Below are 14,579 nucleotides of genomic sequence, written 5' to 3'. Positions count from 1 at the left end.
CCACCTTCTTAAGAAGAGCCGGCGCGGTGCTCGTCTTCTCTCGGTAATGATCCTGGTAGTGGAAACACCTCAGTGACCGGTTTCCACACCCCGGACTCCAGAAGATCACGGTCTAAGCTCTCGGGTAGTGGGGTGTCCTTGGGCGCCAGTAGAGCCATGACATGGCCCGGCTGCATCCACGAGGAAGCGGTGATGGTTACAGCATCTGTGAAGACAGTCTCGGGGAGACCTAGCCAGCCTTTCACCTGTAGCCGTTCGATCAAGTGAAGCGTGCTCACAACGGCGATCATCTCTAGGCACACGGTCTTTGTCGCCGAGATATATGCCTCCTCTAACGCAAGCGGCTCGGTGTACGAGCGCCGTTTCTCATCCTCATGCAGTAGATGCCCGTACAGCCACGCACCGGAAAGCTGCTTGTTGGAAATGGACCCGCCGTCCCAGCGTTTTCCCTGGCTGGTTACGGGATAGTCCGGATCTGCCGCCCGAAACCTGCTGCGAAGGTTCTTCGCTACCGCTCGGTCCTCATCGGCATCAGCTCGACCCTTGAGTGCACTATTGATGGCATTCAGCACATCGTCGTAGTGCACGTTGTCTCTCTTTAGGAAGATCGAGCGTACCCTCGCTGCAGCTGATTCGACCTGCTCTGCTGGAAGCATCTCGACGGCTCCTACCGTCGTCGTCTCCTCACCTGTCCCGGTATCGACGGTCACTACGATCTTCACGGTCGTTCTTGACTGCTCGTGAAGAACGAGGATGTCCCGAGCAAGAGAGTGATCTTGCACAATGCGTGCGCGAAGAACGAAACGGCGAAGAAGGGTCAGCTGATCATGGGATAGGCGAGCCATAGCGGCACACTACTCAGCTTTTTCCACAGATGCTGGCTTAACAGCGCTCAGCCAAACCCAGCCTTCACGCTGAATCTTGATGAGTGGTTTGAGGAACCGGATTTTCACCGCTGTGCGGGTGTACGTAATTGCGTGCGCCTGGACGCAGATGGCTTCGGAAAAGTAGAGGAACCACGCGTACACCCGGCGTGGTTCCGGGATGTCAGTGGGTCGGCAGTTCTCGACGTCGAGCTCGACCGCGGTGAGCATGATCAGTTCCTCGCGCATGACGAACTCCTCGATCCGTTCATCCATCCGCTTCGCGTAGTAGGCAGCGTGTTCTTTGTTCTCACCCACGCCCGGAGAGTACGAGGTAGCGCCGACAATCAGACTCTAACCGTCTCGTCAGGTTCTAGTCCCAGCCCGCGCCCGGGGAGGCTGTGCACGGCCACTGCTCGCTCGAGGTGAGCTACCCGTGTCGGTGACGCAGGTGGGTGTGTGCAGGCGGGCACTCTGGTTCCTGCTGCCATGTGTGTGCGGGCCAAGCAGCGGAGCGTGGGGAGCTTGGGCCGTGCCCAGGTAGGCAGGAGGCAAACCAACTTTCGACCCGAATTCTTGTCCACGAAGATTCCACCACGTCATGATGACAAGCATGAACGGACGCAACGCCGGCACTCACCTCAGGGGATTGAAGACGAACCTGCAGCTTGCAGCACAGCTCAGGACGGCGAGTTAGGCCGTGTTAAACGACGAAGAGGACTACCTCACGCCTGCTTACCTTTTGTGGATCTGCGTGAGCCTTGGAAGCATCATCACGATCCTCGGTGCAGGTGCCCTGATCAACGCGCTCATTACCGCGGACGTAGATCTGCCCGCCTTCGCTGGTCTCGGCCTGCTCATCTTCTTGGGCTTCTTTCTCGTCAGGACAGCAGTCCCGATGATCCGGGACACGCCCAGAGAATCAGGCAAAGACTGAAAAGTTCAGCGCATGGTGCCCTCTGCTTCTAAACCTCGTCCTGCGGTCTACCAGACGTAGGCCAGCTCGAACTCCACAGCACTACCTGATTCCGTTTAAGCAGCACTTCCCTCGTGACCTTGATGAGCAATGCGGCACCTCCGATGAGGGCTACTGCACCAACAAACAACATGATGGTGGGAGCCATCCACGTTCCGGTGGGATGCCAGGCGGTGAATAAGCCGCAGGAGAGCCAGTCAGGCCGACGACGACCCCTATACCTCCCATGGTTGCGTATTCAGTGTGCATCGGTGGGCACATCGCAAACTCCTTCGCCTTACCCGAGACGTTTGAGAGCGTCCCATGATCCGTTGACCTGCTTAATGTCGGAGGAGGACACCAGCACGTAGGACCACTTCTCTTCTCGTGTCTGGACCTCTTCCAAGCCGTTGACATAGTTCACCCATTTGCGGGCCGCTTGACGTTTGGCTTGAACATCTTCCGCCAGCATCTGGTTATCAGCCTTAACTTCAAGCAAGATCCGCACACCCTTGTCCTCGGCGACTAGGAAGTCTGGGTTGTATAGCTGTCCTGATCCCCAGGCGATGGTGAGGTCACCTACAGCGAGTCTCATCCACCACTGCACTTCTTTCGCTTCATCTGCGATGAGGGCCAGTGCCCTTTCTGGTTCTGAGTCGAACCAGTCGGCGGACATACGTGATTTAGCCCATCCCTCATAGGCGGTTGTCTTACTGAAGCTGCCGCGACGATCATCTGACGTGACTCGGGTCCCAAGGTTTCTGCTGGGGGCGAGCTTGGCGAATGCGATCTGCTCTTCGTAGCCGATGCCAGGGGTGACCTTGCGTTGCTCCGTCTGAATCAGACGCGCGAGGCGAACAGCTGCTCGGCCGCCGAAGGCTGATAGCAGGGTTGGTGCTTGATCGCCCAAGCCCTCGATGAGGGCATCAACAAGACGTGCAGCATTTGCTTTCTCAACTGACCTCGACGCAGAAGAACTATCGACCATCGGCAGATCCATGACGTGCGATACCAAAGCACTTCGGGAGAGTTCGAGGGGCAGGTCGAGAGTTGGTTTTGAGCTGATGGCGTCTGCGGCTGTTACCTGTCTCGTTTCTGAGCGCCACACACCATCCAGCCCTTGGACACGAACCGCAGTGAGGCGTATCCGGCGTAGCTCATCGTCCGGGTTGGATCGCAGGGATTTTCCGAGCTCGACGAAAATTGCATCTGTCGTGATGTCCGACAGGCTGAACTTCTTAGCGACTGGTCGTTGCGTAATTTTGGGCAGGATGATCTCTGGATCGGCTAATTGCAGACAGATAGGAGTACGAGATATTTGCTCGGTTTCGGCTGTGCCAGCTGTCTCACGCGCATCTACCTCCGAAATTAGGAAGCTACCGATGTTGGTGTCAGGCGTGGGGACCGGATCATGACCAGCAGCGGCAGGGCCGACGGATTCGGTCTGGTTCTGAGCGTCGGAGGGAGAAGGTGGGAGTTCCCGGCCCGTTTCTTCGGTTACTGTCCGCACCACAACTTCATTGTTCTGGTCAGTTGTTACGACTGTTCGTGTCCGGAAGGAGACAAGTTCTTCATTTAGCACTCCAGCGCGGTCGAGTAGTGCGGCGAACTTTTCATGAGCGAGAACTTCGAGCGTGTCGAGCATCTCAACGCCTGTGTACTTACCGTAGGGAAGTCTGAGTCCGCGGCCCAGCACCTGTTCGGTGAGAACGTTGGACAAAGAGGGTTGTGTGGAGAGCAGTACGTAGACGCTTTTGACATCCCAACCCTCCTTGAGCATGGCGACGCTGACGACGACGCGGATGGGAGATGTGGGGGAATCGACTCGGGATAGTTTGCCCCACATGTCTGGTTCTTTGTCTTCGGTGACGGATGAATCAACCTGCAGTACTGCGTGGGCATAGGCACCACCGCGGAAGTCGTCGGAGCGAAGGTACTCGGCGAGTTCGTCTGCTTCTGCGGTGTCTCTCGCGACAACCAGCATGAACGGATTCACCGCTGATGTTGTTGGGTTCTGCGCGAGGTAAGCGTCCTGTGCGGTCCGCTTCACCTCAAGAAGTGTGATGCCGTCATTGAGAGCCGTGTTGGTGTCTGTACGATCGTCTTTTCGCCCGACGATGACGGGCGTTTTCACGAACTTGTCTGCGATCGCAGCGGACAGTGGGTACTTATAGATGATGTGATCCGCCGGCGTCTTGCTGCTGGGGGTCGCGGTAAGGCCCACGATGGCGCGTGGAATCAGCCCGCGAACGGCGTCGGAGAATTTTTCGCCGTAGTAGAGGTGGTGTTCGTCAGCTAGAACGACGAGATCGTCGGCGTTAACCAGCCACTCGTAAAACTCGGCCCCCAAGCCTTCTGTGAAGGTTCGGGTACGGCGGTTCACTTTGGTTGTGGGCTGGATCAGCGTCTGGACGGTCAGAACGTAGACCTTGACGATTGTTGCGTCGTCCATGATCGACGCCATCTCAGGGGTGTCGAAGTTCTCGCTGGTGACGAGGACCGTCTTGACGCCCAGTAGGTTGGTGAGGTCTCTGGGGGACCCAGGGGTGAAGTTAGCGATCGTCTTGGTGAGGATTGTTCGGCCTGGGACCACGATGACGAAGTTGTTCCATCCGCGGGACTGCGCGAGGTAGTCGATTGTTGCAGCGAGGACGTAGGTCTTACCGACACCGGTAGCTGAATCGACGACGCCTTCGAAAGGTGTTGACCGCCCCAGACGATCGATGTGATCCGATATGGCAGTCGCTATGTCTTCCACGGCTTCGGCGTTGGGTTGCCGCAACTGCATTTGGTGCTTGATGAGCGCCAGCAGGTCGTGGTCGATGTTGAGTTCCCCGGACTCACTCACTCTGATTCCTCACTGTTGTGGTCGCCGAACCAGTTGAGACCGCTAGAACGACGATTGGCACGTCGATACGACGAGATGATGGATGCCGGTATTTTGACCAGGCGTGACCCCCGAAGGGCTTGCTTGATGTAGGTCTGCGCATCAGGATCTACTCCTGTTGCGTAGATTTCGATAAGTTCCCCGGGATCAAGGGAGGAAAGAAGGTAGTCGACGAACTCTTGGTTGACGAATCCGTCGACTACAGCAAGGCGTACATCTCCTCGCCTGCCCGCGAAGGGAGGAGTCACTTCGAAGGTGAAGTCGAACTGTGCTGCGACTGCTTCGCCGAGTTGATCACCGACCGCCCAACGCGAAAGGTAGACGTCGTCGTCGTCGACGGTGAACATGGACGGGCCTACGTCGAGAACGCGGAAACCTCCGCCTCCACCCCATCGATCCTCCGTGACCATCTGGGTTTTGAGGCTGTCCCGAACAACTTTAAGAGTGGCTTTGAAAGGATCACTATCAGTGCCCTCGATAGAACCGCTAGCGACGACAGCGTTGAGAGCCCGAAGAGCGTCGTAGGCGTTTTGTGGGGTTACGGAATCTGGCAATACCCCCACGGCTTCCCTGAAGGAGGCCGTGCTGACGCCGCCTCGATCCGTGCCGTCTACCACTCGTGTAAGTCTGGGCATGGTGAATCGTTCGATGGTTGCGGCTTCCCACTCAACAGTCACCCATCGGCGGTCCATTTTGTGGGCGACAGCTGCAGTGGTGCCGCTGCCGGCAAAGCAGTCTAGAACGATGTCGCCTGCATCGGACCCGATGTAGATGATTCGTTCCATCAGACGTTCGGGCTTAGGCGTGTCGAAGGCGCTTCCGGTGGGGAACAGTTTTTTGATCTCCGCCTTGCCTTCTTGGCTGTGTCCGACGTCGGCAGTCCGCCATAGCGTTTCTGGTGGACGTGTCGTTGATTCGTCTGCGTATTGGCGGAGGTAAGGCTGCAGGCCGTTGCCCTTATCAAGCCAGTCCACTTCGTCTTTGCGTTCGAGGTACGTGGACTCTTGCCACCGCCAGTTACCTTCTGTGCCATTGGGTTTGATGGGCCAGACTGTCTCGCCGTTCGGGGCCTCGATGCCGTACCAGAGGTTTTGTCGGTCTGCCCGCGCTGAGTTTTTCCCCCACTTCCGCAAGGGGTCGCTGCGATACGGCCGGCCTTCCTCGTCGATGTGTCGGAACTGTTCGGGGTTGGGTGCGATGACGAAAGGATTGGGTCGCCATCCCGGGGATTTCGAGTACACCAGGATGGAATCTTGACTGACAGAAAACTGCTTGGCGTCCATGCGAGGGCTGTAAACCTTCTCCCACGAGATGTCACCGACGAAGTTGTCAGGTCCGAAAATCTCGTCCATGACGACACGTGCACGGTGCACCTCAACGTGATCCAAATGGAGCCACACCGACCCCTCTGGCGCGAGTAAATCCTTGATCTGCCGTAGCCGATCGCGCATCATCGTCAACCAGACACTGTGCTCGAGTGCGTCTTCGTAATGAGTGAAGGCTTGGCCTGTGTTGAAGGGCGGATCGAGGTACGCCAGCTTGACCTTGCCGGTGTACTCCTTTGAGAATTCGGGCAGGTTGCCCAGTGCTGTGAGAGCGTGCAGAGCGTCACCTCGAATGAGGAGGTTGTCTTGGGCCCTGTCGTTCTTGCCGTGAACTTTCCCTACCGTTTCTACATCGTGCAGGAGGCGGACCTCACTGGTTCGGTAGTCGCCTGGGGTGGTCCATTCGTAGCCACCCCCCAACTTAGAGAGCAGCCGCATGTGCTTGTTCGTCCAGGTCAGCTCTAGACGTCCTTTAGGGCCCTCGTACTCCACCACGTTGACTATCAACCTCTTCTCAAGGGCAACCGTTGCCCCCGGAAGTCTATAGTCCGCAATGGTGGATCAAGCCGCTGATGCGGTCTCTTTGCGTCCCCGCCTCGAGCTACTTCAAGGGCGGAGGTATCGCGTCCGGATCGATTGTCGGATGTGTTGCCTTAGGGCTGACGGGCATCAAGGTTGCGTCGCTGAGCCAGATCCAGGTGAGAGGCAAAGTGGGGTGCTGTAGCCGCGTTGTGTGAGGGGCAGGTGAGGCCCAGTAGGCTGGACACTGCTTGTTCAGTATGAAGGGTGGCCCACGGCCGAACCTGGATGATGTGTCCCGTCGGATCTACGGCTACATAGCCCCATTCGAACAGGGCATCACATCCAAGATTGCACACAAGCATTGCTACGGCCTCGAAATTTCTTCTTTCGGCTTCACTGCAGAGCGAACGAGGCTTGATATGTGCAGCGATGAGGAGGTTTACGGGCAGATCTCTACTGCACAGCGAGCAGACTGCTGATGTTCTGCCTGCTATCAGATGCCGACGAAGATCTTGTTGCTCTGCCCGTGCCTTTCGGAACCGCACGACGTCTGAGTCGTCGCCATCCCAGAAAGTCGGAGGACGTCCCAGCCAACTGCCATCTGGGTCGGGGATGACTAGCTGGATCCGATCCAATAGTTTGTGCCCGTCCTGGGCTGAGACACGCGACAGAAACTTCCCCTGAGCTGCGCCCCTGCCGTCTGACTTGAGGGGCCCGTGTTGACCAAGAGCAATGATGGAGCCGAGTTCCTTGTAACCCATATTGATGTCCTTCCTCAGTGGGTCAACGAGAACGAGCCACCCGTCATCGCCTTCACCCGGACGAGGAGGATATTCGGGAGGACGTGGATGAGCAATTGCCGGGGCTGTCACCGTGCTCACAGCCCGTAAGGCCCCATCTTGGTAGTGGAGTATGACGTCGCCACGGCGCAGGTCGTGGATGAGTCGACGCGCTTCGTCAAGCTTTCTGTCAGGCCGTGGACAGGTCCACAGTGTCCTGGTGAGGATGACCTGCTCGTAATTCGTTGCTTGGTTGGCAAAGTAGTAATCCACAGTCCAAGCACACCACAGCACCTACACGTGGTCTGATGTCGACCCAAACCTAGAGCGGACTATTTTTTCGACCTTCTGACTGCGATATGACGGTCGACCTGGTAGCGCCGCACAGTCTGAGGATCTATCACAAAGAGGGGCGCTGATGTGCCTCGCTCGTGGCTTCGTTGGAAGCGCTCAAGTCTGCTCACCGATTTTCCGGTTTGCTCGAACCAGCGTCGGTTACCGAAGAACAGCACAACGTTTTTACCCGTCTTGCTTACCAGCGAGGGGTAGATGATGCCGTCAATCTGTGGGTTGGTCCAGTACCTGAAGGCATCAGTAAGTACTTGGGTTGGCGCGTAGTCCACCGGATGATTTCCGTCGAGGATGACAGGCTGTGTGATGCGCTTGACGTAGTAACCGAGTGAAGACAACCGGTAGTCACCTTCTTGCGGTGGTGAGTCGTCAAAGACGCTGCGGAGAGGCAGTGATTGAGTAAGATCGAGGACGCGTAATTCCTGCTGGACGATGAAGGTTCCAGCAACTACCTCGTCGTAGGGGCTGTGTAAAGCGACCTCTGCGCAAGCAGTTTCTACATCAAGCGCGGCGTAGAACATGGCTACGCCCTGCGCGTTCATGCGGCCGGCACTTGCCCTGTCCTCGGGCGCTGGTCCGAGTTGCTCTTGGGGTTCTTTCTTTGCTTCCCGTTCCAATCCGCGGGCATCACGCGCCGTTCGTGCGCGATAGAGCTTTCTCCCGCGCGATAACGTCTGAATGAGACCTGCGTGGTCCGCCGCAAATACAAGCAAGGAGTGTACAAACTCATAGTTACGTTCGGGTGCCGTTGATGCTTTGTGCCCTCGCGGAGCTGAAAGAAGCCGAGACTCGTGTTTCACGCTTTGTTCGAAATCTTGCCACTCGAACTCCACACTCGCCTCGTGGTCCATGTCATAAGGCTCGAACCAGTCCTGTTCTTCCCATATGAGCTCAGCTACAACCTTGCAGACCCCATCGAAGACATCAGAGGTGATGCAACCCTCAAGGAGGGCCTCCACGACCTCTTCGGTTGTTCGTGGTTCTAGAATCTGCTGTTCATCGAAGAACTGTCCTTCGTGGTTGTAGTGCCTCCCAGCAGTTTCGTCTACAACTTCGGCGACTCTCGCCAAATTCACGACCGGACCCGCTACCCATAGTTCGTTCTGGTCGCATAACCAGCAACTACCAGTCGTGGCATGTGGGCTTACCCGACGGAGTAGAAAGGGATCTGTTATGTGAACAAGGCACATCAGATCGTCGGTCGTATCTATCCGGGGGAAGTCCATAAGTCCATCGTGCCTGATGACGTGTGGTCATGCACCCCCGCAATTGCAGCACTCATTCGGTGAGTGCCTCACGTCTCGCCATAGAAGTGTAGGGCCGGTAGCTACTTTGATGGGCTCTCGTGTTGCCATATAATTCGATCTAAGTTCCGAGGTTCAACGGAAAGTTTCGTGGCTGCGAGTTCAAGGAGCTGGCGCGATCGTTCAAAACCCGGCTTATTGCTCTCACCGAGAGCTCGCGCAAGGTAGCGCTGAATCATGACATCTGGCTTAGTTTCAGTGGTAACGCCTGCATTCATGATCAGGTATGACCAAGCAAGGGGGCCAAAGCCTTTCACCGAGAGCCACGCCCTTTCTGCAGCGGTATTCCCTTTAGCCACAGCAGTCCGCAGGTCTTCTGCGGTTTCCACCGGAATGTCAAGCGCCGCAAGAAGGCTCAGGCCGTCATAGACGCCCTCGGGTCGCAAGCGGTTCGAGCGGGCAAGTGGTCGTTCGTTGCGCAAGACATTAACGGTGAAATCTGCCGGACCACCAGCATCGTCCATTGCTTTCATCAAATCGGGACCGCTGTCCGTGTCTGCGGTTGGACGAAATGCGCGGTAGCGGGCGATCACATTCTTTGCGGCTGCTGATGAGCCGTTTAGGGAATATGCAGAATTGAGGGCACAAAGCGCTAGTGAGTTGCGAAACTCAACCGGGGCACCCCATGTCGAAGGATCGCCGAAATCTTGTGTGATGGCCTTCACGAGGAGATCCACATCAGTCATGTATGGATGCTAGCGGGTGCTTGAGACCTTCAAACGATCCGATGTGCAAAAAGGACCACTTGTGCGCCGGAAAGTTTTGAGACGCTTAGGACGGCGTACACGAGCTCTACGGCGGTGGCAGAAGCCATGTGCGTTATGGGGACCGCTGAATGGGGGTCGTCGAACAGATTGTGCAACTCCTGCCAGAGGCTTCGCCGGCGCCCGGATCTGCGGGAGCGATATGGCGAGGTGGAGCTCATCCTGGCTCATGAGCTTGATATGACAGTCGACCCTCGCCTCATTGGCCGGCCCGCGAGCCTACAGGGCATCTTGGCCTTGTCGGACTTCACGGTGCAGGAGAAACTAGCGACCCTCGACGTGAGCACGAGTGCCTAGGACCTCCTGCGGCAGACTCCGCGAATAGTAGTGGGCCCGAGCAGGGGTGCGGGAGGGCTATGCGGGTCGTTGGTTCAGCAGGGTGGGTAGTGTGGTGTTGGGGGCCAGCCATGAGCCAAGATCACGGTCGAGGAGCCGGGCGAGTTTCAGGCAGGCTTGGTGCCCTTGCTCGATGGTGAGCCGTGTCTGCTGACCCGGTAGCGGGAAACCGTTGATGAAGGGCTCATGGTGAGCGGCCCTGTTCCGTACAGCACCGACGATGATCACTGTCTCTAGGGTCCAGGACCTGGTGAATCGGGCGCCTTCCGCCTGTGCGATGGCTTTTCCGCCGGGAAATGCTTTGGCCAGGCCGTTGCGCCATAGGTCGTCGTGGTCGGCCCTGAAGCGTTGCGGGTTCCTGCCGACGTAGCCGCCAGGCTCGAGCAGGCCACGCCAGAACCCGAACATCAGACGGGACACGAGGTGCCCGGGTGTGCGCCGGCTTTGGGGGAGGTCGTCCCAGGCCTGGGCGAGTTTGGAGCGGGTGGGTCCGTCGAAGCCGAGATCCTGCTCGAACCACCGCTCACCGTAGGTGTTCTCCAGTTGGTCGTTCAGGGCGTTCCTGAGGGCTACTTCGACGATCGCGATGTCGGTGAGGAAGGCTGAGGCGATGTCCCGGTCCCAGATGTAGAGGCGACGTGCCAGGACCTGGTCATGACCCGCCGCGGCGAGGTAGGAGCCCATACGTAAGGGTGTGACGGCCTTATCGATGGCCCGGTTGTGGGCTCCGTTGGTCCAGGAGGGTGATGAGTGCACTTGCCCACTATTACAGACCCCCACTACACTCGAATGTGAAGTCCCCGGAACCGCCTCTCTGGCCCTGAGCCATGATCGCGGCCGGGGTTTTTTCTTACCCGCATGCGACCAGATCCTTTGCCGGTGCCGCATCAGTCCGTCGTCTAACCCGGGAGTACAGTGTCACCCCTCTCTATTGGGAGGGTGGGCAGGTTTCGCCATCCTCGACGTACTTTGTTGAGAAGCATGGATACGAGACAATTCAAATGCCGAGGAAAAGTTGGGAGCGAGTGTCTCGACACAACCATGTACGAAAAATGCAGGCGAGGCACTCAGGATCATCCAGCACCCAGAACGCCCTCTTTGCCCTCTCCGTAGGTTGATGCTCATAGGGACAAGCTCCTCTGTGTCAATAGCTTTCGGGCAGAAGGTGACCATTTTTCATAATTCCCAGCTGATACTCAGGGATCACATCATAATGTCTCTTATGATGTGGACATGAAGGTGACCCGGTGAGTGATCTGGTTTTCAGTGCCGCTTATACCAGCGCCCCTGTCCCGAATCGGGAGCGACACGCCAGCAGTATCGCCGCCTGGCAGCTCGCCCAAACCTCACCCCACACCCTGGTTGCTTACACCCGGCACCTTAACCACTACTGCGCCTGGCTCGACACCATGGGCTTTGACCTGCTCACCGTCCGCCGGGTGCACGTCGACGGATACCGCCACACCCTCACCGGCGCCCCCTCGACCACCGCCCGGACCCTCGCGGCCCTCTCGAGCTACTACCGCTACGCCATTAACGACGGCGCCACTCTCCTGAACCCCGTTGCCACCGTCACCCGGCCGGTCGTCGACGCCGACCACAGCTCCACCCAAGGCCTCACCCGAGACCAGGCACGAGCCCTCCTCGCCACCGCCCGGGTCGACAACCCCCGCTCCCACGCCCTCGTCGCCCTCCTCCTGCTCACCGGGATCCGGATCGGCGAAGCCCTCGGGGCCAGCACCACCGACTACGGCCACGACGCCGGCCACCGCACCCTCACCATCCGCCGCAAAGGCGGCAAACACGCCAAAGTCGCCGTCCCCGGTCCCGCCGTCGTCGCCCTCAACGACTACCTGGACACCAACGGCGCCGAACTCATCCACGTTATGGGGGAGGACACCCATCACCTCATCGGCCAGCCGCTGTTCACCACCAGCACCGGGAAACCCTGGCACCGCAGCGAAGCCTTCCGCACCATAGGGCGCCTCGCACGCAAAGCCGGCATCCAGGGGCGGATCAGCCCGCACAGCCTCCGGCACACCTTCGCCACCATCGCCCTCGACACCGGCACCAGCCTCCACGCACTTCAGGACAGCATGGGCCACGCAGACCCCCGCACCACCCGACGCTACGACCGAGCACGCAACAACCTCACCAAATCAGCCAGCTACGACGTCGCCCGCGCCCTCACCTGACCCCTACGGGCAGAGGAGGCTGGCATGGGCGTAGGCGCAAATGTCAGGGGGAGCGTATTGGGATCCGGTAGTGACGGTTCAGGGAGTAATACGGGGTGGTTCCGTGGTGAGGAGGGTGCGCAGTCGGGCGAGGGCGCCGCGGATGCGGCTCTTGGCGGTCGATACGGGGATCTGAAGGTGGTGTGCGACGTCGGTGTAGGTCATGGGCGTGGAGTAGGCCAGGTGCAGTGCTTCGCGTTGCCGGGGTGTGAGCTGGTGCAGGATGCCACCCAGTTCAGCGTGCTCATCGGTGATGATGATGGTTTCCAGGACGTGGTCATACGCGGTGTCCCGCTGACGGTGATGCCAAAGTTCATCACGGGTGGTACGGCTTTGCTCGGAACGGACCCGATCAATGGCACGGCGATGGGCAATGGTCATAAGCCATACCAGGGCTGATCCTTTGGACGGCGTATAGGTTTCGGCTCCCCCCTCCCAGAGTCTGAGGTAAATCTCCTGCGTGATTTCCTCACTCATCGAGGCGTTGACCAGAATTCTCCGAACGAGACCGAAGACCCGTGGGGAGGTGAGCCGGTAAAAACGTTCGAAAGCGGCCTCATCGCCGGCGGCAATAAGAATCAAAAGCTCTGCAAGATCATGTGAATCATCAGCGGTCCCAGAGGCAGACGTCAAGCGGTTCACAGCGTGTGCGTCCAGGACATGCCCGGCAGAACAGGCGCGCTAACGCCGAGACCGGAAACCGACAGCAGTGCTGGTGCTGGTGTTGGTGCAGCCGGTGCCGTAACTGCTCGCATGACTGATCGCATGGCTGATCGCATGGACGGTAACAGTACAGGTTGGCAGGTAGATGGGTGCGGAGAATTCACATGCTGCATGGTGGACCTGGGGCGACCCTTCGGGTGAGACCGTCATCAAAGATGACCAGAACAAACGCTCACACCTGATGCGCACACCCCCTGCGGGGCCTGGTCTATGCGCATTATCTACCGGTGTCATGAGCAACGCCGAATGATGAGTGCTGGCCCCAGACTATCGGCTGGTAACCTCCGATCCGGGTAGGGGTAAGTGTCAGCGGGTGTGGGTGTGGGTGTGGGTGTGGCGAAGTTTTGCGCCTTTTTTCTGGGAGTTTTTCGTGGCCGTGGTTCCGCATCAGGACGGGCTCAGATCAAGGATCGGACGAGGACTCGGTGGTGGTGTGCAGGGGTGGGTTGATGCTGGTAGACCCATCCAGCACCCGGGGGCGGCCCGAAGCCCTGGTGTCCTTCCAACCACGACAGAAACACGGAGGCAAGATCATGCAGAACATCTTCAAGAAGTCCCTGGCAGTCAGCGCCGTGAGCGGTCTCATGCTCGTCGGAGGCGCTGGTATCGCCAACGCCGACACCGGCACCACCCAGGACACACAGGTCAACGACGTGGCCCAGGTCAACGACAACACCATCACCGACAGCGGGAACCTGTCACTGGAGAACCTCCTCAACGGTGGCGTGAACGTCAGCGACGTGGCCAGCGGCAACAACGTTCTCTCCGGTGTGGACGCCGATCTCACCGAGATCGTCGGTGACATCCTCAGCGGCAATGACGGCACCGTGAACATCGACCCCGAGACGGACACCACCATCGACGGAACGCTCGAGAACGACATTGACAGCACGATCGACGGTGCCGCCAACGGTTCGGTAGACGCCGACGGATCCACCCAGTCCACCGAGCGAAACCAGGGCAGCAACGGCCTGCTGGGCGTACTACTCTAACCCCTACCCCAACACACCCAACCCCTACAGCACGACACCAAAGCAACACCAGAGCAACACCACTGTGGCGCCCACCCCGCTCAAAAGGGGTGGGCGCCACACCCGTCCAACCACCCGCCCAGCTCAGCGCCCGGCCATCAGAACTACCGAACCTCCTACCCTCCCGGACCGCGTAAGGGCGATAAGACAGCGATCTACCCTCTCGGTTGGTCGGCGCGGGGACTGTCAGATGAACGGTATGTGGGTATAGCCTGAACCGGAAGGAGACGGCCTTAACCACCGTTCATGAGACACCGCTGACGCGTCTGGAGACTAACTTCTACGGCTGTCTACTTCACCTGTGAGGTGTTCTGCCTGCGGGCGAGGAGCCCTATTGACCTCAAGCAGCCCGATCTCATCACCGCATTAAGGGTCAGGGGGTCTGTCCGATAAACGGTGTGTGGGGTCCGGCGTTTTCATTAGTAGTTGGTCTTCTCGAAGCGTCCTGCGAAGGTGATCGCGAACGCGTTCAGGGCGGGCTTCCACCTCATGACCCAGCGTGCTC

11 protein-coding genes are annotated in these 14,579 nt (G+C 58.5%); 3 read left to right on the top strand and 8 right to left on the bottom strand.

The features are described from left to right. Positions 1-8 precede the first annotated feature (8 nt). Positions 9-722 carry a hypothetical protein gene (locus AC792_RS16955; RefSeq protein WP_152916105.1) on the bottom strand — a complete coding sequence of 238 codons (714 nt, stop codon included), beginning with the start codon at positions 720-722 and terminating at the stop codon, positions 9-11. Positions 723-854: 132 nt separating this feature from the next. Next, positions 855-1,181, bottom strand: coding sequence for a hypothetical protein (locus AC792_RS08610; RefSeq protein ID WP_152916104.1), 327 nt, complete (start codon positions 1,179-1,181; stop codon positions 855-857). 382 nt (positions 1,182-1,563) lie between these two features. On the opposite strand from AC792_RS08610, the gene AC792_RS08605 reads away from it, so the two are divergent. Beyond that, on the top strand, positions 1,564-1,800 hold the full coding sequence (locus AC792_RS08605) for a hypothetical protein (RefSeq protein ID WP_049830133.1): 237 nt from the start codon (positions 1,564-1,566) through the stop codon (positions 1,798-1,800). 316 nt (positions 1,801-2,116) lie between these two features. Here the strand turns inward: AC792_RS08605 and AC792_RS08600 are convergent, their stop codons facing one another. The 5 genes from AC792_RS08600 to AC792_RS08580 form a co-directional block, all read right to left on the bottom strand. Continuing rightward, positions 2,117-4,666: a DEAD/DEAH box helicase gene (locus AC792_RS08600; RefSeq protein ID WP_049830132.1), complete on the bottom strand. Its 2,550-nt coding sequence runs from the start codon at positions 4,664-4,666 to the stop codon at positions 2,117-2,119. Then, on the bottom strand, positions 4,663-6,525 hold the full coding sequence (locus tag AC792_RS08595; protein ID WP_200903389.1) for a site-specific DNA-methyltransferase: 1,863 nt from the start codon (positions 6,523-6,525) through the stop codon (positions 4,663-4,665). The genes AC792_RS08600 and AC792_RS08595 overlap by 4 nt, the downstream gene beginning before the upstream one ends. A 1,138-nt stretch (positions 6,526-7,663) precedes the next feature. Further along, complete coding sequence (locus tag AC792_RS16395) at positions 7,664-8,872, bottom strand: RES family NAD+ phosphorylase (protein ID WP_268753363.1); 1,209 nt, start codon at positions 8,870-8,872, stop codon at positions 7,664-7,666. 137 nt (positions 8,873-9,009) lie between these two features. Then, positions 9,010-9,672, bottom strand: a complete 663-nt coding sequence (locus AC792_RS16950; protein WP_152916103.1) for a hypothetical protein — start codon at positions 9,670-9,672, stop codon at positions 9,010-9,012. 432 nt (positions 9,673-10,104) lie between these two features. After that, positions 10,105-10,770, bottom strand: coding sequence for a hypothetical protein (locus tag AC792_RS08580; protein WP_049830128.1), 666 nt, complete (start codon positions 10,768-10,770; stop codon positions 10,105-10,107). A gap of 563 nt (positions 10,771-11,333) precedes the next feature. On the opposite strand from AC792_RS08580, the gene AC792_RS08575 reads away from it, so the two are divergent. Next, on the top strand, positions 11,334-12,281 hold the full coding sequence (locus AC792_RS08575) for a tyrosine-type recombinase/integrase (RefSeq protein ID WP_082177594.1): 948 nt from the start codon (positions 11,334-11,336) through the stop codon (positions 12,279-12,281). A 78-nt stretch (positions 12,282-12,359) separates the two neighbouring features. Here AC792_RS08575 and AC792_RS08570 read toward each other — a convergent pair whose 3' ends face one another. Continuing rightward, positions 12,360-12,962, bottom strand: a complete 603-nt coding sequence (locus AC792_RS08570; RefSeq protein WP_160317624.1) for a sigma-70 family RNA polymerase sigma factor — start codon at positions 12,960-12,962, stop codon at positions 12,360-12,362. Between the two features lie 614 nt (positions 12,963-13,576). Here AC792_RS08570 and AC792_RS08565 point away from each other — a divergent pair. Continuing rightward, positions 13,577-14,035 (top strand): hypothetical protein, encoded by a 459-nt coding sequence (locus tag AC792_RS08565; protein ID WP_049830125.1) that lies wholly within the window; start codon positions 13,577-13,579, stop codon positions 14,033-14,035. Positions 14,036-14,579 lie beyond the last annotated feature (544 nt).

Origin of the sequence: Arthrobacter sp. RIT-PI-e (genome assembly GCF_001187915.1) — a bacterium.
In the GTDB taxonomy this organism is placed as follows: domain Bacteria; phylum Actinomycetota; class Actinomycetes; order Actinomycetales; family Micrococcaceae; genus Arthrobacter_D.
This window is presented reverse-complemented; position numbering and strand designations above follow the sequence as displayed.

Excerpts from the sequence above, each read along its gene's own strand:
- AC792_RS16950 (WP_152916103.1), bottom strand. The coding sequence starts at position 9,672 with ATGACTGATGTGGATCTCCTCGTGAAGGCCATCACACAAGATTTCGGC.
- AC792_RS08565 (WP_049830125.1), top strand. The coding sequence starts at position 13,577 with ATGCAGAACATCTTCAAGAAGTCCCTGGCAGTCAGCGCCGTGAGCGGT.
- AC792_RS16395 (WP_268753363.1), bottom strand. The coding sequence starts at position 8,872 with ATGTGCCTTGTTCACATAACAGATCCCTTTCTACTCCGTCGGGTAAGC.
- AC792_RS08580 (WP_049830128.1), bottom strand. The coding sequence starts at position 10,770 with ATGGGCTCCTACCTCGCCGCGGCGGGTCATGACCAGGTCCTGGCACGT.